The organism is Kribbella sp. NBC_01510, from assembly GCF_045040325.1.
GTDB lineage: Bacteria > Actinomycetota > Actinomycetes > Propionibacteriales > Kribbellaceae > Kribbella.
Window position 1 is genome coordinate 4,453,024 of record NZ_CP109418.1, and the last position, 18,723, is coordinate 4,471,746.

Below are 18,723 nucleotides of genomic sequence, written 5' to 3' on the forward strand. Positions count from 1 at the left end.
CGACAGATGCGGTCATCGCGATCTCGTCAACGGCTATGAAGCCGTGGCCGCGTTGACCGTGGGTCTGGCCTACCACGGCCTGTGATGCGGGTGGCGGTGTAAACTCAGGGCGTTCGTACAGGACGAGCGTCCTGAACGGAGACTGTGGTGCCGCCTGGCGCTGAGCACGGACTGCAGGCGCGCGAGCGGCTGCTGAGTACGGCGATCGAGCTCGTGCCTGAGCGGGGCTGGTCCGCGGTGAGCACCCGGATCCTCGCTGAGCGTGCGGGGGTGAGTCCGAGCGTCGTGCACTACCACTTCTCGTCGATGCCGGCTCTGCTCGGCGAGGCGGTGGTGACCGCGATGCGCGGGATGCTGGCCGAGGCGAGCGCGTTGCTCGAAGCGGCCGAGACCCCGGCGGAGATCGTCGACAGATTGGTCGGCTCCGTGGATCAGTACACCGGCGCCGACCCGATGTCGTTGCTGTTTGTAGAAGCCTACCTGGCGAGTACCAGGGACGACGACTTGCGCCGGCAGATCGTCGCAGAGGTGGACGGCTTCCGGTCCGAGTTGGCGGCCTCGCTGGCAAACCGTGGGGTGCCTGCTGCCGAAGCGACGGCGGCGGTGCTGTCTGCCGCGATCGACGGTCTTGTCCTGCACCGCGGGCTGGGAGCCGGGCCGGATACTGCTGCGTCGGCTCGGCTGCTGCGCCGGTTGGTCACTGACATCGATGGAGGGTGAGCGCGGTGATCTACAACCTGTGCCGCAGGTCTAACAGGCGGTTCGTGCTGTGACCCGGCGCATTCCTCGAGCGCTCGCGAGGTCGCCGATTCCGTTGTTCCGGGCGGGTCTGGGGTTCGTGTTCGGGCGGCGGCTGGTGATGCTCGAGCACATCGGGCGGACCAGCGGGCTGCGCAGGTACGTCGTACTGGAGGTGCTGGAGTGGGATTCTCGCGGCCTGGTGATCGTCTCCGGGTACGGCCGTGGCGCGCAGTGGTACCGCAATGTGCTGGCACATCCGGATGTGCGGGTGTGGACCGGCTTTCGACGTGGAGTGTCGTCGGCCGCCGAGCCGATTCCGGCAGCTGAGGTGCCGACGCGGCTCGCGCAGTATCGCGATCGCCACCAGCGATCCGCGAAGGCATTGGGGCGGACGCTGGACCTGCCGGACCTCGCCGGCGACGGCCCGTTGCGCGCGGATGTGGGTACCAGGCTCCGGCTGGTGCGGATCGAGTTCGGAGGTCGCTGACCCGATCGCTACGGCGCCGCTCAGGTGGTTGTGGCGCGGTGTTGGAGGTAGCGGCGTTCGGGGCCTTCTGGGGCGAGTGATGCGGCGGTGTCGAAGGCGCGGGCGGCGTCGTCGGTATGGCCTTGTCTGTGGAGGAATTCCGCCCGGGCCGCGTGGAAGGGGTAGTAGCCGGGGAGGTTGAGTTGGTCGATCTCGTGGAGGCCTTGAGCTGGGCCGTGGACCTCGCCGACTGCGACTGCGCGGTTGAGGGCGACGACCGGGGTGGTGGCGATGGCGATGAGTTGGTCGTACAGGGTGAGGACTTGGTTCCAGTCGGTGTCGGCGAATGTGGTGGCGTCGGCGTGGACTGCGGCGATCGCTGCCTCGAGTTGGTAGCGGCCGGGCTGGTTGCGGTGTAGGCACCAGCGAACGAGGTTGTGTCCTTCCCGGATCAGGTCGCGGTCCCATTGTCGGCGGTCCTGGTCGCGTAGCAGGACGAGCTCGCCGGTGCCGTCGGTGCGGGTTGGTCGTCGGGCCTGGGTGAGGAGCATGAGGGCGAGGAGGCCGGCGACTTCGGGTTCGTCGGGCATGAGCAGCCGGAGCATTCGGCCGAGCTCGATGGCTTCCTCGGACAGGTCGGGCGAGCGGCTGTATCCGGTGGTGTAGGTGAGGTAGACGGTGGCGAGGGCCGCGCGGAGCCGGTTGGGCAGTTCGGTGTCGGCGGGGATCCGGTAGGGGATGTTCGCCGCTTTGATCTTGTGTTTGGTTCGCACGAGGCGTTTGGCCATGGTCGGTTCGGTGGTGAGGAATGCTCGGGCGACGTCGGCGGTCGACAGGCCGCACAGCAGCCGTAGGGTCAGTTCGACCTGGCTCTGTGGGGCGAGTGCTGGATGGCAACAGGTGAAGATGAGACGCAGCCGGTCATCGGGCGCGGCTCCGGCCGGTTCTGTGGTGGTTGCCCGGAGCAATTGGTTGCCTCGGGCATCACGGCGTACCTTGTCGATGGCTCGGTTTCTTGCCGTGACGGTGATCCAGCCGCCCGGGTTCGGGGGTATGCCGTCGGCCGCCCAGCGCCGTACGGCGATCGCGAACGCGTCCTGGACCGCGTCTTCGGCCAGTTCGATGTCGCCGAACATCGCGACCAGGGCAGCGACGGACCGGCCGGATTCCGTGCGGAAGATCCGGCCGATCGCCTCGCGGTCGATCACCATGGGCGCTAGGACGTCATTTCGTCGACGAACGGCCGGACCTCGATCGAGGCCCCGATCAGGGCACTGACCTTCCCGGCCAGCTCCAGCGCTCCGTCGAGGTCGGTCGTCTGGATCAGGTAGAAGCCGCCGAGATGATCCTTGGTTTCGGCGAACGGCCCGTCGGTGGTCAGTACGTCGTTCGCCTCGGCGCGTACGACGGTCGCGGTCGACGGGTCGTGCAACCGTCCGCCGAAGACCCAGGTGCCGGCCGACTTCATCTCGGCTTCCAGCCGCCAGATCGCCTGCATGTGCTCCTGCATCTCGCCGTCGGACGGCGGCGGACCTTGGACGGCTTGTCCTGGCCGCAACATGTAATAGGTCATCGTGGATCCTTCCGGCGGCGCGAGACACAGTTCCCGCTCTCACCCACACTACGAACGCGGGACGGACAAGATGGACAGTCAATGCTCCTGATTGAGCGAGATCCGGGCGAAATCGACCGTTTCGGCGAGCAGGGTGCCCCACACCTTGCGATCGGGCCTGGCGATCGGGCCTGGCGATCGTCACCCACTCGCGGAAGACCTTGCCGGCGGGGCGAACGAGTCGCCGATGCCGGTCTCGATCAGTTCCGTGACCCGCTCGCGCGGCAGCTTCACGATCAGGCAGGCCGCCTTGTCGTCGTAGCTCGCAAGGAAACGTCCGGCCAGCCGCACGCAGGGGTAGCCCATCATCGTGGCCCGCCCGATCGCGGGGTCGTAGAGCAGGTCGTCGGTGAGCTCGTCGTACAGGTCGCGAGAGTCGCTCCCGCCAGAGGAGGTCATGGGTCTCTCCTTTGTTCGGATCACCTGCCGACGCGGCGGGTTGAGCCTACTGTCCCGGTCGGTGGCGACAGCCCTAGGTCGCAGTTTCGCAGGACAGTGCCGGACGGTCAGTTGATGGCGAGGCCTCGCCGGTGGGCCTACAGTCGGGGCGAGGAGGGATGATGGCTGTCGACGTGGTCACTGAAGTCGTGATCGAGCGGCCGGTGCTCGAGGTTGCGGCGTACGTCGGGGACCCGGCGAACGCGCCCGAGTGGTACGCGAACATCGAATCGGTCCAGTGGCGTACCGAGCCGCCGGTCGCGGTCGGCTCGCGGATGGACTTCGTCGCGCATTTCCTCGGCCGACGACTTGCCTATACGTACGAGGTCGTCGAGTTGGTTCCCTTCGAACGGCTGGTGATGCGTACGGCGCAGGGGCCGTTCCCGATGGAGACCAGTTACGAGTGGTCGTCGGCCGGCGGAAAGGCCACCCGGATGATGCTGCGCAACCGCGGCGAACCGTCCGGTTTCGCCGGTGTCGCCGCGCCGTTGATGTCTGCCGCCATGCGCCGCGCCAACCAGAAAGACCTCGCCCGCCTCAAATCGGTCCTCGAGTCCCGCTGAAGCCGGTTCAGAACAAGACGAAGTACCGCAGCCAGCAGGTACGGCGCTGCTGGACCTGCTGCTCGTCAGTCCTCGGCCAGAACGATGACGCGGTCCTTGTCGGTCAGGGTGAGCGGAGCTTGTTTGGGTGGGTTGAGGACGACGCCGTACGACGGCGGTTGGTAGAAGTCGGTGTGGACGCGGTAGCCGATCGCGGTTTCACCGTGGTGGGTGGCCGCTTCGGCGACGGTGGCGAAGTTGGCGGGCATGCCGGGGAGTAGGTAACCGGCGGCGGGTTTCAGGTAGATCTCGGCGCCGGTCGGGTTGAAAAGGTCCTCGAACACCGCGGCCAGGTGGCGGTTCTCGGTCAGTTGGGTCAGGAGGAGGCTGATGAGCTTCTCGCTGACCACGAAGTCGTCGGCGCGGGTGACCTCGGCGATCTCGCGGTTGGCGTCGTCGTTGATCTCGCTCACGATCGAGTACGGGTGGTCGAGATCTTCGGCCAGGTCGCGCAGGTGCAGAAGGGTGATGAGCGTCCGGGCATCGGCTTCCTGGATGCCGAGGCCGTCGGATGCCAGCACGATCACGTGCTGGCAAGTGTGAGGCTGCAGGGCCTCGAGGTCCGTCCGGGTGGTCGGGTCGCAGCGAGTCATGGCAATGCTGAGGTTGGCGGTCGGATCGATCAGGTGGTCGACGCGTTCGGTGCAGGCGACCTGGAGTTGCGAACCCGGGTAGGCGAATCTGTCGAGGAGTTCGATGATCTGCGGAGCGCGCTTGTTCCAGCCCAGCATCAGGGTGCGTTCGGGCACCGGCTCATGCCGCGGCCTGGGTGAGATCGCGCTCTGGATGATGCGAGGCGAGGCGTCAGCGAGCCGGATCAGTGTGTCGTCCTCAGCCAGCACGATCACCTCGTCCGCTACCCCGACCCGTTGGCCGAGATCGGGATTCAGCGTGATGGTCCCGTCGTCCACGCGACGAAGGCCGACCGGGATGCCGAGTTCGTAGGCATGGACGATCTCGCCGAAGGTCTTTCCTGCCAGCCCGGGTTCGGGCCGAAGATAGAATTCGTTGCCGGTGAAGGCCAGCAGATCGGCGCACACTGCGGACAAGCCGGACTGGCGATGGGCGTTGACCAGGAGTCGTACGGCGAGTTCGTCGGCGCCGATCAGTTGCGCCCGGCCGCCCCCGGCGAGCCTGGCGGCGCGCAGGTTGGTCGAGTCGGCGACGGCGGCGACGACATGGGGCCCCTCAGTGGTTCCGGTCGCGCGGCTGCCCAACGACAGCAGCACTTCGACAACGTGGATGTCGGAGTCCGGTCCGTCCGAAGGCAGCACCATCACCGACCGCGCCGAGGACAGACTGACCAGGTCGAGGTCGGCGGGATGCAACGGGTTCCCCGACCGGCAGACGACCCGGGTGCGGCCGAGGTCGGGAACGCGCGAACGGATCGAGTCCTCCATCTCGACCTTGTCCTTGGCGGCGAGGATTGCCACACAGGACCGCCGGTTGCTCCGGTTCGCCTGGACGAGTTCGGCCACGACGGTGAAGATCTGCTCGGACCATCCGAGGACGACGGTGTGGTCCTGCTCGACGATGCGCGACCGGCCCTTGCGGAGTACGGCGATCTTGTTCTCCAGGCCTGTGGTCAGGACGCCGATGAACGAACTGACAATGAAGATGCCGCCCAGCGTGACCGCCAGCATCAACCCGAGGAACACGAGCCCACCTTGGTCGCCGCCCATCGTGCCGGGATCGAGTGTCCGGAGCAAACTCATCCAGAACACACCGTGCCACGCACCGTGGTCGGCGACGTCACCCGGGGCGAGGAGCAGTACGAGCGCCGAGATCACGACCACCATCACGGCTGATGCCAGCCCGAGCAGTCCGATCAATGCCGGCGTACCACGCGACATCATGCCGTCGAACCAGTACCGGACCTTGTCCCGCCAGCGCCCCAAGTCTCCCAGCCCCTTCAATTCGTCACCGCTGGAGGCACTATGCCATCCACCGATCCGACCGGTACGTCGCCGTGTGTCGGGTCCTCGTCAGGTGGTGGGAGTGAGGTCGGTGCTTTCAGGAGAAAATGAAGTAGCGCAGCCAGAGGTACGGCGCTGCCACGAGGATCGTGATCGCGGTCATCAGCACGCCCTTGCGGGTGAACTCCCAGAAGCTGATCGGGTGGCCTGCCCGCAGTGCAATGCCGATCGCGACGACGTTCGCGCTGGCGCCGACTGCTGTCGCGTTCCCGCCGAAGTCCGCACCCGCGGCCAGCGCCCACCACAACGCGTGGGCGTGCGCCGGATCGCTGACGTTCTTGGTGAGGTCGAGGACGATCGGGCTCATGGTCGCGACGTACGGGATGTTGTCGACGATGCCGGACAGGATCGCGGAGACGACCAGGATCAGCATCACCGCGAGCAGGGGAAGGCCGCCGGTCGCGTCGCCGACCAGGTCCGCGAGGTTGGCGATCACGCCGGTCTTGACCAGGGCGCCGACCATGATGAAGAGGCCGGCGAAGAACAGCAGAGTCTGCCATTCGACGCTGCCCATGTAGTCCTTGGTCGGGACCTTGGAGATGAGGACGAGCAGCCCGGCGCCGAGGAGCCGGACAACGTCATCATCGACCTGACGCACTCACACATCTGGGACGCCTCGACCGTCGCCACCCTCGACGCGATCACCACGAAGTACGAGCGCTACCGGAAGACGGTCCGCATCGTCGGCCTCAACTCCGCCAGCGCCGAACGCCACCAACGCCTCGCGGGCAAGCTCAGCGCCGGCCACGAGGGCGCGCGGCGTCAGCTCAGGCGCCAGGTGGTTGGGGAGTGCGGGCAGTAGGCGCAGGTTGTGCCCAGCCGCACGGAGGTGCGGAGGTGGTCGGCGAGCTGCGGGTGGGCGCGGTCGAGTCTGGAGATGGTGTCAGGATGCGGGCGCTGACGGTCTTGCGTGCTCGTTCGGTGGGATCGCCGAGGCGTCTGGTACGTCGACCCAGACCGGCCGCTGCGGTGAGCTCGTGGATGAGCGCGTCGTGTTCGGTACGCAGGGCGTCGGCACGGGAGGTGTCGCCGTACTGCGAGACGTCCTCGAGCTGCTCTGCGAGGTCGGTCAGCCGGGCCTGCCGTCGACCCGGCGACGGATGCAGCCCGGCTCGCAACCAGCACCCCGGCTTCCGAGGAGGTCCGCGTCGTCCACCACGCAGACGACGAGTACTACGAGCTCCTGGTCGACGGTGAGCAGGCTGGGCTGCTGATCTACCGCGTGATCGGTTCTCGCCTGTCGATCACGCACACCGTGATCGAGCCGACGTACCGCGGACGAGGACTTTCGTGGGTGCTGGTCGGCCGCGCTCTCGACGACATGCGCACGAGGTCCGTGAGGGTTTCGAATTACTGCACGGTCGTACGCCGGTTCATCGAGCTGAACCCGGAGTACGGCGATCTCCTCGACCTGCCGCGTCCGGCCTGAACGGCAACGTGCTACTTGGCGGGTGACGTTGTGTGCAGCCGGACGGAGTCCATCGCCAGTTCGAGGGCGATACGCATCGGCCCGGGATCGTGAGCCGCCTGGGCGAGAACATAGCCGCCCTGCAGCGCGGCCATGATGCCCGTCGCCAGCGTCGAGGCATCGGCGTCGTCGGACAAGGTCCCGTTGGCCTTCATCCGCTCGAGTGCAGCGGTCAGCAGTGAGATCCAGGACGTCAGGTGGGCGTCCAGGTCGATGCGGGCGGCTTCGTCCTGGTCGGAGAGCTCGGTCGAGAGTGAGCCCAGCTCGCAGCCCAGCGCTCCGCGGCGTGCTGTGACGCGCTGGAGGATGGCCCGGCACCAGCGCTCGAGGCCACTGAACGAGTCGACCCGTCGGAGGTACTGCTCCTCGCGCTCGAGCACCCGACTGCCGCGCAGCGCGATCACCGCCTGGACCAGGGCGGACTTGTCGCTGAAATGCCGGTAGAACTGTGACTTGCTGGTCCCGCTCGCCGCCGTCACTTCGTCCAAGGTGGTCGCGGCGGCGCCCTTGAGGGACATCAGCTCGTCGGCTGCGGCGACAATCCGGGCTCGCGTGGCCGCGCCGCGCACGGTCAGGCGGCGATCGAGCTCGTTCACTGTCTCGGCCACGCCAAGAGCCTATCGAGGCCGAGCAACGATCGGTGCGGCATTTTCAGAGCTGCTCTCCGCCATCGGGGGAGTGTACCTCGCGGTAACGTCCGTGGACGGGTAAGCACGCGGGCCGTAACCGACACCAAGTCTCGTGAGGAGTCGGCACGTGGTCGGCCCGCAGTCAGGAGGACGTATGAGCGAGGTCAGCCGCGAGTATTACGGCAGTTACAGCGTGGACGACGAGGACCAGCTCCAATCCTCCGACACGCTCGACGGCCGCGGAGTCGCCGACCTACTCGACGAAGGCTATTCACCCCCGGAGAAGTGGTCGGCCGGCGAGGGCTTCGGTACGACCGCGGCGGAGGCGTTGCAGGGCGAGACGTTCGAGCAGCGGCTCGCGCAGGAGGAGCCGGACATCGACCCGTACGGGACCCTGCCGGAATCCGTCGACGGCCCAGAGGTCGGACAGGAACGGGCCGGTCGTCTCGTGGCGCCCGATGAGGGGTCGCACTTCGACTTCGAGGAAGAGGTGATCGCGGCCGACGTCGGGATCGACGGCGGCGCCGCGAGCGCCGAAGAAGCCGCGGTGCATGTTGTCGACGACGAGCCGTTGGAGCTCGATGAGGTCGAGTGGACAACCAGTATCGGCACGACGGCTCACGGAAGGACCGCACAGCGATGAGAACCCTGATGTACGACGCCCAGCGTGAGCTGAGTGTGGTCGAGAACGAGGAGTTGCGGCGCTATGAGCTGCGCCTGGAGGGCACGACCGCCGGAACCCTCGACTTCCGTGTCCTCGGTGGACAGCGCGTCCTGGGGCATACCGAGGTCATTGCGGATCATCGTGGCCGAGGCCTCGGTACGGCCCTGATCCAGGCGGTCCTCGACGACCTGATCGCCGAAGAGGTCCGGATCACGAACTACTGCCCGGCGGTCGAGCGGTTCCTTCAGGGCCATCCGACGTACCTGGTCGTACTCGATCCGTCCCACCCGGCGATCCGGCCGCGCTCCAGGTCGGCCCCTCTGCAGCAACTGGTGCATGCTCAGCACACCAGCCTCAGGGACCTCGCCGCGCGTGCTCAGGATCCGGAGGTCGACGGGTTCGCGAGACGCCGCATCCTGGACGAGTTCACGGCCGTCGCTGCGCAACATGCCGCGGCCGTCGCCGACGTCCTGCTCCCAGCCTCCAGAGCGGCCTCCGATGTCGACACCGCGGTCCTCGTGGACAATCTCAAGAAGTTCGAGCAGGCGCTGCGGGTGCTCAAGGGTAGGGCGTACGGGGATGCACGCTTCCTGAATCTGAGCATCGCCGAGACGTGGCGGGACGCCGAGCGGCTACTGACCGAGCACGAATCGTTCGAGACCGACGTCGTGTCCAGCCTGGAGCAGCTGCACGGGGCCGACGGGGCCGTGGAGGTGGCCCGGTCCCTGGCGAAGCGGCAGTGGAGCTCGGCGACCAGACCGCACCCCAACTCACCGCACGCCGGCCTCGCCGGCCGGATCGCGCGCCGGCTGTGGCGCATCGCCGACTCGACCTGGGACGAGCTGGAAGGCCGAGGGCTTCCGACGCAACCGATCGAGCATCCGAACGAGCATTCGCCGCTCACGCACTACTTGCTGGGAACCGTCGACGACGGCGCAGTCAGCCCCGAACCCGATACTGCCCGGGAGGCCGTGAAGCGAGACGGACCCGACCGAAAGGATCACAGTGCGAGCGACGATTGACGGCGTGCTACTCGCCGAGGCGGACAGCGAACACATCATCTCGATCGAAGGGAGTCGCTACTTCCCTCCGGACTCGCTGACGATCGGCACCCTGAAGGACAGCCCGACTCCCTATGTCTGCCCCTGGAAGGGGCCGGCCCGGTACTACAGCGTGGAAACGCCGCATCGTGAGTACGTCGACGCCGCGTGGTGCTACCCGCATCCCAAGCGGTCGGCGATCGAAACGGTCGGCCACGACTTCACCGGGTACGTAGCGTTCGACACCGCCCAAGTGGTCATCGGGTAGGCGGTACTTCCTTGTAGTGGTTGGCGAGACGGTGCTGGCCGATGGCCGGGGAGAGCACGTCGTGGGTGAGCACCGTCAGCGGGAACTCGATGACCCCGTTCACGCGCTGCGTCGGGATGAGGGTCGGGCGTAACCATGCCGAAGGGGCGAGTCGATGAACTCTGATGGACAGTTGCCGGACGACGAGCGCGGGCCGGCGCTGGATGAACTGGCAGCCGAGGTCGAGGCCGACCTGGAACTGATCGCCAACAGTCGGCCCGACGCCGCCGAGCCCGAGACACCCGACCGGTGGCTCGACGACCCTGAGGAGGTCCAGGTGGAGGAGACTGACCTGCGCAGCTTGCTGGGTGCAGTCGAAGCGTTGCAAGTCGATCCTCCCCACGACCCTGGAGACACAGCCGCACGCTGATGAGCGAGGTGCAGATGCCGCAGAATCCCGAGTGGGTGCCCACTCGGGCTTCTGTATCAGGTGCTCAGCTGGCTGCGATGCCTTCCGCGCCGGCTGCGTTGGGGACGACGGTGCTGCTGATCTTTGTCAGGGATCCATCGGACCCGACCCGGAACGCGTCGACAGCTCCCACTTTCCCTGTCTGTACGTAGATGTAGCGCTGGTCCGGTGTGGCAGCGGCGTCGACGGCACCCTCACCCGTTGCCGTGTTGCCCAGGCCGACGGGCGAGCCGTCGCGCTCCGCGTGATATCCGGCCAGCGAGTTGCTTCCCGCATTGGACAGGTAGTAGTTGCCTCCGGCACCGACGATCCAGCAGGTCGCCATCTGTCCGGTCGCGGTCCTGTTCAGCAGACGACGACCAGGCTCGACCGCGTACGTCGCGACGGAATTCGAGCCGGCCTCGGCCACGGCCAGCCGACCGAAGCGGTCGAACACCGCGGCGAACGGAACGTTGCCGGCATCGTCGACAACTGCCCCGATCTGCTCTTACCTACCGCGCGGCACTTCGTTGAGAATTCATCTACCGGCCTTCCGTTCAGCCGCCTCGGCACTCGCGCGATCGGGGTAGCCCGGGTGCCGGGAGTCGAGCAGATCGGCGTACGCCGTGGTTCGCGAGAAGTAGTCGGCCACGAAGGGACAGATCGCCGTGACCGTGCCCCCACGAACGCGGATCTGGTCGAGTACCTGCCGGACCATCGCGCTCGCCACGCCCTGGTGCTGATGACTCGCCTCGACCTCGGTGTGCCGGAGGGCGTACCGATCAGGTCTCAGGTGCGTGTAATAGAGCCAACCGACCAGCTCGCCGTCGCGGTACAACTCGAAGCGGCCCTGATCGGTGTTGTCGACCACCTTCTCGGCGGCCGGCCTGCGTTCTTCGTTCATTATCGGCTCGTCCTTTCGCTAGTGGGGTTGCGTGCGGCGGCGATGGTGAAGAGGGTGGTGAGGAGGGCGAGTCCGCCGTACCCGAGAGCGATCTGCGGCAGCGAGAAAGTGCTGGAGAGCTGGCCGGACAGGAGGTCGGGAAGGCGGCGGCGCTGTAGCAGATGAGATAGATGACGCTGAAGATCGGTGCCCGGTCGGCCACGGTACTGCCGTGCAGCAGACCGCGGATCGCCGCGCTGACCGCGATACCCTGGGCGGCGCCGGCGACAACGGTCGCCGCGATGAAGACCGTCAGTGAACCGGCGGTGATCGCCGTGGTGATGCCGATCCATCGGGCCAGGAACACGGTCATGCCGACGCGCTGTCCTGCCGCGGGCGTGAACCGGCCGCCGAGCGGAGCGCCCAGGACGCTGGGCGCCATGAACGCGGCGAAGACCAACCCGAGGACAAGCGAGCTGCGGCTGTGCAGTTGATCCTCGACCAGCCCCGGCACGAATGCCTGGTAGAACGCCCCGGTCGCCCATGTGGACAGGAACACCGCGGCCGCAACCGGGAGCAGACCTCTGACACGGGACGGCACCCGGACGCTCGGTCGCAGTGATCGCCACGCGCCCGGCGTCCGGGTGACGGTTTCCGGACTGACAACGATCAGTACCGCAGACACAAACAGGGAGCCCACGGCAACCAAGTACGTGAGGTGACGCGGCGAGGGACCGTACTGCACCAGGGCACCGGAGGCGATGGCGCCGACGGCGAGGCCGAGCGTAACTGTCTGGCTGGACGCGACGGAGGCCAGCCAGGCCGGCCTGCTGGGCACAGCGTCGACGACGTACGCGGTGACATTGCTGCTGGCCAGCCCGGCGCCGAGGCCCATCAGGACCCGGCGGGCCAGCAGGGTGCCGACGGCATGCACGTTCAGCAACACCAGGCAGCCAAGGGCGAGTAGCCCGAGGCTCGCGATCGCGGTGGACCGGCGGCCGACATAATTCGACAGCCGTCCCATCACCAGCAGTGCGGCGAGGGTGGGGAGGTCGTACGCGACAACGGTCAGCGAGATGTCGGCGTTGTTGAACCCTTCCTCGGCCCGGTACAGGTTGAACAGTGGGATCGGCGCGGAGGACGCGGCAAACGCGGCCGCCAGCGAAACCACCGCCGACAAGAACGCCAACCGGAGCCTGCTGTCCCGGTAGACCTGGTCGATCACCGCGGGAGAGTCTTCCATCGAGCCGTACCTCTCTGACCGATGCCGCCGGCGTTCAGACGAAGGTGAACAGTTCGTCCGTGTCGAAGCGCGAGATCGGATTGCTGTACTGCTTCTTGGGGTCGGGATAGCCGAGCGCCAGCAAGACCGTCGTGGCGTGTCCGGTTTCCCGGATCTTGAACGCCTTGTCGACACTGGTCGGGTCGAACCCCTCGAGCGGCGTGGCTTCGACGCCGAGCTCAGCGGCGGCCATCATGGTCAGACCGACCACCATGTAGGTCTGCTTCTCCATCCAGTGGTTGACGTCCTTGTAGCCGTAGTTGCGCAGGTTCAGGAAGTCGCGCGTCATCGATTCCCAGAGCTCCTGCTTCGCCGGGTCCGGGAACCGGCCGTCGGCGCGCTCCTTGCTGAACACCGCCTCGACGTGGCTCTCGGGCAGATCGGCCCGGGTGGTGACGATGATGGTGTGCGAGGAATTCAGGACCTTCTCGCCGTTGTCCTGGAAGCGTTCGCCCAGGTTGTCCGCCAGCCGCTTCTTGCCTTCGTCGGTGGCGAGGACATAGAAGTGGTTCGGCTGAATGTTGGTCGACGTGGGCGTCGAACGCAGGAACTTCAACAGCTGCTGAAGTGTCTCCGCGGGGATCGTCCTGCTGGGATCGAAGTACCTGGTGAGGTGCTTGCCCATGAGCTTGTCGAGGTCCATGTCTGTCTACTTTCTTCCTGCAATCAAGGGTCTAGTTCTTGCTGTGGGCAAGTAGTTCGCCGACGCGCTCGAAGCTGATGCCGGTCGCAGCCGAGGCCAGGTCGCCCGCGACCAGAGCCTTGGTGGCTTCTTCAAGGGCCCCCATTGCGTGGACGTAGAGCCACGGACCCAGGCTGATTCGCTTGACGCCGGCCTTCTGCAGCTCAGCGACCGTCAGCACGTTGTCCGCCGGCGACACGAGGACGTTGACCGGTGTCGGTGCGACCGCGGTGATGATCGCGTTCAGCGCGTCGAGGTCAGGTGGGTACGGGGCGTAGAGCACATCCGCGCCGACTTCGGCGAAGGCTGTCAAACGCCGGATGGTGTCGTCGAGATCTGGGCGGCCCTGGATGAAGTTGTCGGTACGGCCGGTGACGACGATCCGCTCTTTGGCCGCGTCGACCGCGCTACGTACGCGTTCGACGGCTTCGTCGAAGTCGCGAATCGGTTGTTCCGGATTGCCCGAGGTGTCCTCGATACCGATACCGGCCAGGCCGTACTCGACGGCGGCCTCGACCGTCGCTGCGACGTCCTCGGGCGTTTCGCCGTACCCGTCCTCGAAGTCGCCGTTGATGGGCAGCCCGGTGAGCCGGCCGAGCAGTCCCGCATGCTCCAGATGCTCGTCGCGGGTGACTTCGTGGCGTCCGTCCGGCCTGCCGAGCGTGGCTGCCAGCGCTACCGACGAGGTCGCGATCGCCTCGAAACCGGCGTCGGCCAGCATCAATGCCGAGAGCCCGTCCCAGGCGTTCGGCAGGACGAGGCCACCGTCGCGGGTGTGCAGCGCCATGAACTTCTCATACAACTCGGAGCTCATCGCGTCAGCCGACCGCGTTGACGGCGGGGATGTCGATGTCGGTCTGGTTCACGTTGTTGATGAAGTTCGTGAGCAGCGCCTGCACCGCGATCGTGACGATCGCCAGGATCTCCGGGTCGGAGTACCCGGCGTCCCGGACCGCGGCGAGGTCGGCGTCGCGGACCTGTCCGCGGCTGTCGACCACCTGCTGAGCGAAGCGAGCCGCTGCGGCGCGCTTGGGATCGACCGAGCTGCCTGCGCGGGCGAGGTCGATGTCGTCGCTCGACATGCCGCCGAATTCGGACGAGGAGTACGAGTGGATGGCCAGGCAGTAATCGCAGCCGTTGACCTGCGACACGGCCAGCGCGATGCTGTGCCGGGTGCGAGCGTCCAGATCCCGGCTCATCGTGCCTTGCAGGCTCGTGACGACCTCGAGGACGGTCGGGTTCGAGGCAATGGTCTTGAACATGTTCGGGACGAACCCGAGCTGCGCGCCAACCTTGTCAAGGATCTGCCGCGGGCCGGCCGGGAGATCGTCCAGCGCGGGGGTCTTCAGTCGTGACACAGCGAATCAGCCTCCGGTAGGGGGATTGCGAATGGTTGGTGTCCGGCCGGCCCCGGTTCTTACTGCCACAAGTGCAGATCGAAAGATCCGCATCGTGGTCGCCACCAACGAACAACGCCTGCCATTCGAAGCGAGGACGGAGTTGATCACGTTGGAAACGCAAGAGCTGCAAAAGCTCGCAGATCACGTCGCCGTGAACCTGCCGGGCGCCGACCTGGAGCATCGTCTCGACCCGAACTGGGACCTCTACAAGGTGCATGGCAAGGTCTTCATGCTCATCACGGATCTGCCAGGACGGCCCGTCGTGGTCCTGAAGGCCGATCCGGACAACGCGGTGGCCCTGCGTGAGCAGTACGCAGACATCACCCCCGGCTATCACATGAACAAGAAGCACTGGATCACGGTGGAAGGCGGGGGCACCGTGGACGAGATCCTGGTGAAGCAGCTCGTCACTGACTCCTACCAGTTGGTGGCGCACCGCGGGACGTGATGTGGCGATTGGTGCGGGCGGTGAGGAAAGGTCCGGTGCTGGCCATGACACAGGTGGGGTATGGCTATGGAATCTGTTGCGAACTCGGTGCAGTTGCCGCCGCTGGACAATCCGAACGAGCGGGCGGCCGTCGGTGCGGAGTTGCAGGTCGTGCTGCAGGATCTGATTGACCTGTCGCTGATCGGCAAGCAGTTGCACTGGAGTGTGGTCGGGGCGGCTGCGCACAGCCTGCATCTGTTCCTCGACGAGCTGGTGGGGGAGTGGCGCGAGCTCGCGGATGTTGTGGCTGAGCGAGCAGTGACATTGGGATTCGTACCCGATGGGCAGAGCTCGGCAGTGGCATCCGGATCGCGTGTCGAACCTGTCGAGGTGCAGTCGTCGGCCGATCACGCGGTGGTCTGGGAGCTCGGTCGGCGGGTCGCGGCCGTGGCTGAGCGGATCCGTGAGCGGCTGGGCTCGGTCGGTGGGGCGGATCTGGTGACGCAGGACGTACTGATCAAGGTGGTCGGGATGTTGGAGAAGCACCAGTGGCTGCTGCGTGTGCAGCTGGGGAAGAAGGCCTGATGGCAGTCACCAGAGGTTTCCTCGGCCGACGACCGGCCGAGTCTTCGCGCGTACCTCCGGGCCAGTACCTGACCCGGGACTTCCCGGTACTGTCCGCCGGGCCGACGCCGTACACGCCACTGGACAAGTGGGACTTCACGATCCGTGGGACCGTGGACGAGCCGGTCTCCTGGTCATGGGCGGAGTTCCAGGCGCTGCCCCACGAGAAGGTCACCGTCGACATCCACTGCGTGACCAAGTGGACCAAGCTGGACACGACCTGGTCGGGCGTCTCGCTCGACACCCTGCTCAATGCCGCGTCGGGCCAAGCGTCACATGCGCTGGCGTTCTGCGACGGCGGCTACACGACGAACGTCCCGCTGGCGGATCTCCGCGGCGGAAAGGCCTGGATTGTGGACGAGTACGACGGCCGGCCGCTCGATCCGGAGCATGGCGGCCCGGCGCGACTTCTCGTACCGCACCTGTACTTCTGGAAGAGCGCGAAGTGGATCCGCGGGGTGGAGCTGCGCAGCGCGGATCAGCCCGGGTTCTGGGAGATGTTCGGCTATCACAACTATGGAGACCCGTGGAAAGAGCAGCGCTACCAGGGCGACTGACATGGCAGACCAGAACGGTGGTCTCGATCACCGTCGAGACTTCGCGGGTGAAGACCATCGCGCTGGCCATGCCCGATTGGGCCGGACACCGCGCCGGTCAGCACGTGGATGTGCGGCTGACGGCACCTGACGGGTACCAGACGGAGCGGAGCTACTCGATCGCGTCGGCGCCTGAGGACGCGTACCTGGAACTCACCGTCGAGCGACTCGAGGACGGCGAGGTGTCGCCCTATCTGGTGGACGAGTTGCGCCCGGGGGACGAGCTCGAGCTGCGGGGCCCGGTCGGCGGATACTTCGTCTGGGAGAACGAGCCCGGTGGCGCCCCGTTGTTCCTGATCGGTGGCGGATCGGGGATGACTCCGTTCCGGTCGATGGTCCGGCATCACCGCGCGAGCGGCAGCCGGGTGCCTGTTCGCGTGCTGTGCTCCTCGCGGTCGCTCGAACTGTTGATCTACCGCGAGGAACTCTTCAAGCTGGCTGCGGACGACCTGATTGATGTCTCGGTCACGTTGACTCGCGAGGCCCCGGACGATTGGCGTGGCTACCGCGGACGGATCGACCCGGCACTCCTGGCCACCACCGGATGGCCGGCCGGGGAGAAGCCGCTCACGTACATCTGCGGACCGACGGCGTTCGTCGAGGCCGCGGCCGCGGCCATGGTCTCTTTGGGGCATGACCCGGAACGGATCCGGACCGAACGGTTCGGCGGGACAGGAGGGTGACGACAATGCAACCTCTCGACGGCAATGCGATCGCGGGCGTCATGCACGATCTTTTCGCGCGAGACATGACGACCATGGGATACAAGTGCACCGGATGCGGGAAGACCGGTGTGGTGGCCGAGATGGCGGTGTACATGTCCGGTCCCGGCACGGTGGCTCGATGCAGGGACTGCGACACGATTCTTCTGATGCTCACCGAACGCCGCGGCATGTATTGCATCGATACGCCGGGACTGGCCTAGCACTGACGTACGACGAACCAGACTCGAGATCGCTCCCTGACTCCGCCACATCAAATGAGGGTCATTTCCCCGTCGCACCGGGCCTCGCGGCTGATTTGATCCGCGAGGCCCGTCGCTGTGCTGCGGGTCTTAGTAGGAACGAATTCCGATGATGATCTTGCCCTTGGTTCGTTCGGTGGAGTTGAAGGTGGCTACGGCGTCGTCGATGGGCACCACGGTGCCGATGTTCGTCCGCAGCCGGCCGTCGCGGACGCGTTGGACGATCTCGATGAGCTGCCCGCGGTCGGCCTCGACCACGAAGTCGATCGCCAGGCCGTCCGCGGGGCGTGCCTCGGGTGGTCCGACGACGGTGACCAGGGTTCCGCCGGGGCGGACCAGGGCCGCGGACCGCTTCTGGATGTCGCCGCCGATCACGTCGAACACCAGGTCGACGCCGCCGATGTCTTCGAGCGAGTCGTTGTCGAGGTCGACGAAGGCGTGGGCGCCGTAGTCGAGCGCCTTCTCCCGGTCGGCGGCGCGACCGGTGCCGATGACGTACGCACCGAACTCACGGGCGAGCTGCGTGACCATCGTCCCGACGGCGCCGGCCGCGCCGTGGGCGAGCACGGTCTGCCCAGCCTCGAGGCGGCCGTGCTGGAACAGCCCCTGCCACGCGGTCAGTCCGGAGATCGGCAGGCTCGCGCCGACCGTGAAGTCGACGTCGCCCGGGAGCGGCGCGAGGTTGCGCGCCTCGATCGCCACGTACTCCGCGAGGGTGCCGTCGCGGTGCCAGTCCGCGAGGCCGAACACCCGTTGACCGACGGACAGTCCGGTCGTGCCGTAGCCGAGCGCGGTGACCACGCCGGCCAGTTCGTGCCCGGGGATCGGCTGCTTCCGGTTGCGGTTGGTGCGATCGGTCCACGTCGACGACCACGTGACCTCGGTCGGAACGTAGCCCGAGGCGTGAATCTCGACGACCACGTCGTTGATCGCCGGCACCGGGTCGGGACGCTCGGCCAGCGTCATCCCACCCGTCCCTGCGCTCTCGTCCGCCACTACAATTGCCCTCATCCGGAACCTCCCTGGATCCAGCTCCTAGTTGCACCGCACTTTCGGTTCATATGCGTTGGCGGCACGCCACCCTCGACGTCTTACCACACAGGCCGAGTTCGCTGCGGGGCGTAAGATTCCGACCCGCACGACCACTAACCGTTATCAGAACCGGCTGCTGATCACAGACAGACGGAGGGTGAGAGGTCATGACCGCGTCGCGGGAGAGGCTCGAGCGGTTCTTGGCCACCGACCCGCGGGACGTCGGGTGCGATGAGGCGATGGCTGTCATGCACCTGTACGCCGAGTTGCTCGCCGCCGGCGTCGACGCCGCCGAACAGTACCCAGGGGTCGCTGCGCACCTGGCTGCCTGTGAAGCCTGCGCGGGGGATGTGGACGGGCTGCTTGCCGCTGTGCGGGAAGCCGAACTCCCCCCGGACTGAGATCGCGGTCACGGCGGGTTTCGCGGAACTCGGGACCAATTCAGCAGCCCACGGTGTTGTGCATAGTGACGGCGCAGCCAGCGACGTCAGAGAGGGAGAAA

28 protein-coding genes are annotated in these 18,723 nt (G+C 66.7%); 13 read left to right on the plus strand and 15 right to left on the minus strand.

Annotated features, from left to right (window positions below):
* Nucleotides 1-147: 147 nt before the first annotated feature.
* Entirely contained in the window at nt 148-720 is a 573-nt protein-coding gene (locus tag OG558_RS22300; protein ID WP_405072018.1) for a TetR/AcrR family transcriptional regulator, read from the plus strand.
* 49 nt (nt 721-769) lie between these two features.
* Nucleotides 770-1,228 carry a nitroreductase family deazaflavin-dependent oxidoreductase gene (locus OG558_RS22305; RefSeq protein ID WP_405072020.1) on the plus strand — a complete coding sequence of 153 codons (459 nt, stop codon included), beginning with the start codon at nt 770-772 and terminating at the stop codon, nt 1,226-1,228.
* A gap of 20 nt (nt 1,229-1,248) precedes the next feature.
* Here OG558_RS22305 and OG558_RS22310 read toward each other — a convergent pair whose 3' ends face one another.
* The 3 genes from OG558_RS22310 to OG558_RS22320 all read right to left on the minus strand — a co-directional run bounded on the left by OG558_RS22310 (nt 1,249) and on the right by OG558_RS22320 (nt 3,218).
* A complete protein-coding gene (locus OG558_RS22310) occupies nt 1,249-2,418 on the minus strand; it encodes an RNA polymerase sigma factor (RefSeq protein WP_405072021.1) in 1,170 nt (389 codons plus the stop codon).
* A gap of 5 nt (nt 2,419-2,423) precedes the next feature.
* Nucleotides 2,424-2,780 carry a YciI family protein gene (locus OG558_RS22315; protein ID WP_329474903.1) on the minus strand — a complete coding sequence of 119 codons (357 nt, stop codon included), beginning with the start codon at nt 2,778-2,780 and terminating at the stop codon, nt 2,424-2,426.
* 180 nt (nt 2,781-2,960) lie between these two features.
* Complete coding sequence (locus OG558_RS22320; RefSeq protein WP_405072022.1) at nt 2,961-3,218, minus strand: hypothetical protein; 258 nt, start codon at nt 3,216-3,218, stop codon at nt 2,961-2,963.
* A gap of 161 nt (nt 3,219-3,379) precedes the next feature.
* Between OG558_RS22320 and OG558_RS22325 the strand changes: the two genes are divergently transcribed.
* On the plus strand, nt 3,380-3,820 hold the full coding sequence (locus tag OG558_RS22325) for an SRPBCC family protein (RefSeq protein WP_405072023.1): 441 nt from the start codon (nt 3,380-3,382) through the stop codon (nt 3,818-3,820).
* A gap of 65 nt (nt 3,821-3,885) precedes the next feature.
* Here the strand turns inward: OG558_RS22325 and OG558_RS22330 are convergent, their stop codons facing one another.
* From OG558_RS22330 to OG558_RS22340, 3 genes are all read right to left on the minus strand, one after another.
* Complete coding sequence (locus OG558_RS22330; RefSeq protein ID WP_405072024.1) at nt 3,886-5,757, minus strand: CASTOR/POLLUX-related putative ion channel; 1,872 nt, start codon at nt 5,755-5,757, stop codon at nt 3,886-3,888.
* Between the two features lie 115 nt (nt 5,758-5,872).
* Nucleotides 5,873-6,433: an SLC13 family permease gene (locus OG558_RS22335; protein WP_405072025.1), complete on the minus strand. Its 561-nt coding sequence runs from the start codon at nt 6,431-6,433 to the stop codon at nt 5,873-5,875.
* Nucleotides 6,434-6,602: 169 nt separating this feature from the next.
* Nucleotides 6,603-6,953: a hypothetical protein gene (locus tag OG558_RS22340; RefSeq protein ID WP_405072026.1), complete on the minus strand. Its 351-nt coding sequence runs from the start codon at nt 6,951-6,953 to the stop codon at nt 6,603-6,605.
* Between OG558_RS22340 and OG558_RS22345 the strand changes: the two genes are divergently transcribed.
* Nucleotides 6,893-7,264, plus strand: a complete 372-nt coding sequence (locus tag OG558_RS22345) for a GNAT family N-acetyltransferase (RefSeq protein ID WP_405072192.1) — start codon at nt 6,893-6,895, stop codon at nt 7,262-7,264. The genes OG558_RS22340 and OG558_RS22345 overlap by 61 nt on opposite strands.
* Nucleotides 7,265-7,275: 11 nt before the next feature.
* On the opposite strand, the gene OG558_RS22350 is transcribed toward OG558_RS22345, so the two are convergent.
* Entirely contained in the window at nt 7,276-7,911 is a 636-nt protein-coding gene (locus OG558_RS22350; RefSeq protein ID WP_329474907.1) for a TetR/AcrR family transcriptional regulator, read from the minus strand.
* A 175-nt stretch (nt 7,912-8,086) separates the two neighbouring features.
* Here OG558_RS22350 and OG558_RS22355 point away from each other — a divergent pair, with 175 nt between their 5' ends.
* From OG558_RS22355 to OG558_RS22365, 3 genes are read left to right on the plus strand one after another with little or no spacing between them, the layout of a single operon-like run.
* A complete protein-coding gene (locus tag OG558_RS22355) occupies nt 8,087-8,575 on the plus strand; it encodes a DUF5709 domain-containing protein (RefSeq protein ID WP_405072027.1) in 489 nt (162 codons plus the stop codon).
* The gene (locus tag OG558_RS22360) at nt 8,572-9,618 is read left to right on the plus strand and encodes a GNAT family N-acetyltransferase (protein WP_405072028.1); all 1,047 of its coding nucleotides are present in this window, start codon (nt 8,572-8,574) and stop codon (nt 9,616-9,618) included. The genes OG558_RS22355 and OG558_RS22360 overlap by 4 nt, the downstream gene beginning before the upstream one ends.
* On the plus strand, nt 9,602-9,904 hold the full coding sequence (locus OG558_RS22365) for a DUF427 domain-containing protein (RefSeq protein ID WP_405072029.1): 303 nt from the start codon (nt 9,602-9,604) through the stop codon (nt 9,902-9,904). Before OG558_RS22360 ends, OG558_RS22365 begins: the two co-directional genes overlap by 17 nt.
* Here OG558_RS22365 and OG558_RS22370 read toward each other — a convergent pair.
* The 7 genes from OG558_RS22370 to OG558_RS22400 form a co-directional block, all read right to left on the minus strand.
* Nucleotides 9,894-10,271 carry a hypothetical protein gene (locus OG558_RS22370; RefSeq protein ID WP_405072030.1) on the minus strand — a complete coding sequence of 126 codons (378 nt, stop codon included), beginning with the start codon at nt 10,269-10,271 and terminating at the stop codon, nt 9,894-9,896. The two genes, OG558_RS22365 and OG558_RS22370, sit on opposite strands and share 11 nt — an antisense overlap.
* 106 nt (nt 10,272-10,377) lie before the next feature.
* Nucleotides 10,378-10,788: a hypothetical protein gene (locus OG558_RS22375; protein ID WP_405072031.1), complete on the minus strand. Its 411-nt coding sequence runs from the start codon at nt 10,786-10,788 to the stop codon at nt 10,378-10,380.
* 81 nt (nt 10,789-10,869) lie between these two features.
* On the minus strand, nt 10,870-11,202 hold the full coding sequence (locus tag OG558_RS22380) for a GNAT family N-acetyltransferase (RefSeq protein WP_405072194.1): 333 nt from the start codon (nt 11,200-11,202) through the stop codon (nt 10,870-10,872).
* The gene (locus OG558_RS22385) at nt 11,114-12,457 is read right to left on the minus strand and encodes an MFS transporter (RefSeq protein WP_405072033.1); all 1,344 of its coding nucleotides are present in this window, start codon (nt 12,455-12,457) and stop codon (nt 11,114-11,116) included. The genes OG558_RS22380 and OG558_RS22385 overlap by 89 nt, the downstream gene beginning before the upstream one ends.
* A 34-nt stretch (nt 12,458-12,491) precedes the next feature.
* On the minus strand, nt 12,492-13,139 hold the full coding sequence (locus tag OG558_RS22390) for a nitroreductase family protein (RefSeq protein WP_405072035.1): 648 nt from the start codon (nt 13,137-13,139) through the stop codon (nt 12,492-12,494).
* Between the two features lie 31 nt (nt 13,140-13,170).
* Nucleotides 13,171-13,992, minus strand: coding sequence for an isocitrate lyase/phosphoenolpyruvate mutase family protein (locus OG558_RS22395; protein WP_405072037.1), 822 nt, complete (start codon nt 13,990-13,992; stop codon nt 13,171-13,173).
* A 4-nt stretch (nt 13,993-13,996) separates the two neighbouring features.
* Nucleotides 13,997-14,536 carry a carboxymuconolactone decarboxylase family protein gene (locus tag OG558_RS22400; RefSeq protein WP_405072039.1) on the minus strand — a complete coding sequence of 180 codons (540 nt, stop codon included), beginning with the start codon at nt 14,534-14,536 and terminating at the stop codon, nt 13,997-13,999.
* Between the two features lie 94 nt (nt 14,537-14,630).
* Here OG558_RS22400 and OG558_RS22405 point away from each other — a divergent pair, with 94 nt between their 5' ends.
* From OG558_RS22405 to OG558_RS22425, 5 genes are all read left to right on the plus strand, one after another.
* Nucleotides 14,631-15,026, plus strand: a complete 396-nt coding sequence (locus OG558_RS22405; protein WP_405072040.1) for an MmcQ/YjbR family DNA-binding protein — start codon at nt 14,631-14,633, stop codon at nt 15,024-15,026.
* A gap of 66 nt (nt 15,027-15,092) precedes the next feature.
* Nucleotides 15,093-15,590, plus strand: coding sequence for a Dps family protein (locus tag OG558_RS22410; RefSeq protein ID WP_405072041.1), 498 nt, complete (start codon nt 15,093-15,095; stop codon nt 15,588-15,590).
* Nucleotides 15,590-16,186, plus strand: coding sequence for a sulfite oxidase-like oxidoreductase (locus OG558_RS22415; RefSeq protein WP_405072043.1), 597 nt, complete (start codon nt 15,590-15,592; stop codon nt 16,184-16,186). The genes OG558_RS22410 and OG558_RS22415 overlap by 1 nt, the downstream gene beginning before the upstream one ends.
* A 47-nt stretch (nt 16,187-16,233) precedes the next feature.
* Nucleotides 16,234-16,908, plus strand: coding sequence for a ferredoxin reductase (locus OG558_RS22420; RefSeq protein WP_405072044.1), 675 nt, complete (start codon nt 16,234-16,236; stop codon nt 16,906-16,908).
* A 5-nt stretch (nt 16,909-16,913) separates the two neighbouring features.
* The gene (locus tag OG558_RS22425; RefSeq protein WP_329474925.1) at nt 16,914-17,150 is read left to right on the plus strand and encodes a DUF6510 family protein; all 237 of its coding nucleotides are present in this window, start codon (nt 16,914-16,916) and stop codon (nt 17,148-17,150) included.
* 129 nt (nt 17,151-17,279) lie between these two features.
* Here the strand turns inward: OG558_RS22425 and OG558_RS22430 are convergent, their stop codons facing one another.
* Entirely contained in the window at nt 17,280-18,200 is a 921-nt protein-coding gene (locus tag OG558_RS22430; RefSeq protein ID WP_405072045.1) for an NADP-dependent oxidoreductase, read from the minus strand.
* 188 nt (nt 18,201-18,388) lie between these two features.
* Between OG558_RS22430 and OG558_RS22435 the strand changes: the two genes are divergently transcribed.
* Complete coding sequence (locus OG558_RS22435; RefSeq protein WP_329474927.1) at nt 18,389-18,622, plus strand: hypothetical protein; 234 nt, start codon at nt 18,389-18,391, stop codon at nt 18,620-18,622.
* The last annotated feature ends 101 nt before the right edge of the window (nt 18,623-18,723 follow it).

Excerpts from the sequence above, each read along its gene's own strand:
- OG558_RS22385 (WP_405072033.1), bottom strand. The coding sequence starts at position 12,457 with ATGGAAGACTCTCCCGCGGTGATCGACCAGGTCTACCGGGACAGCAGG.
- OG558_RS22410 (WP_405072041.1), top strand. The coding sequence starts at position 15,093 with ATGGAATCTGTTGCGAACTCGGTGCAGTTGCCGCCGCTGGACAATCCG.
- OG558_RS22355 (WP_405072027.1), top strand. The coding sequence starts at position 8,087 with ATGAGCGAGGTCAGCCGCGAGTATTACGGCAGTTACAGCGTGGACGAC.
- OG558_RS22430 (WP_405072045.1), bottom strand. The coding sequence starts at position 18,200 with ATGAGGGCAATTGTAGTGGCGGACGAGAGCGCAGGGACGGGTGGGATG.
- OG558_RS22360 (WP_405072028.1), top strand. The coding sequence starts at position 8,572 with ATGAGAACCCTGATGTACGACGCCCAGCGTGAGCTGAGTGTGGTCGAG.
- OG558_RS22325 (WP_405072023.1), top strand. The coding sequence starts at position 3,380 with ATGGCTGTCGACGTGGTCACTGAAGTCGTGATCGAGCGGCCGGTGCTC.
- OG558_RS22435 (WP_329474927.1), top strand. The coding sequence starts at position 18,389 with ATGACCGCGTCGCGGGAGAGGCTCGAGCGGTTCTTGGCCACCGACCCG.
- OG558_RS22320 (WP_405072022.1), bottom strand. The coding sequence starts at position 3,218 with ATGACCTCCTCTGGCGGGAGCGACTCTCGCGACCTGTACGACGAGCTC.
- OG558_RS22390 (WP_405072035.1), bottom strand. The coding sequence starts at position 13,139 with ATGGACCTCGACAAGCTCATGGGCAAGCACCTCACCAGGTACTTCGAT.
- OG558_RS22310 (WP_405072021.1), bottom strand. The coding sequence starts at position 2,418 with ATGGTGATCGACCGCGAGGCGATCGGCCGGATCTTCCGCACGGAATCC.
- OG558_RS22415 (WP_405072043.1), top strand. The coding sequence starts at position 15,590 with ATGGCAGTCACCAGAGGTTTCCTCGGCCGACGACCGGCCGAGTCTTCG.
- OG558_RS22395 (WP_405072037.1), bottom strand. The coding sequence starts at position 13,992 with ATGAGCTCCGAGTTGTATGAGAAGTTCATGGCGCTGCACACCCGCGAC.
- OG558_RS22425 (WP_329474925.1), top strand. The coding sequence starts at position 16,914 with ATGCAACCTCTCGACGGCAATGCGATCGCGGGCGTCATGCACGATCTT.
- OG558_RS22315 (WP_329474903.1), bottom strand. The coding sequence starts at position 2,780 with ATGACCTATTACATGTTGCGGCCAGGACAAGCCGTCCAAGGTCCGCCG.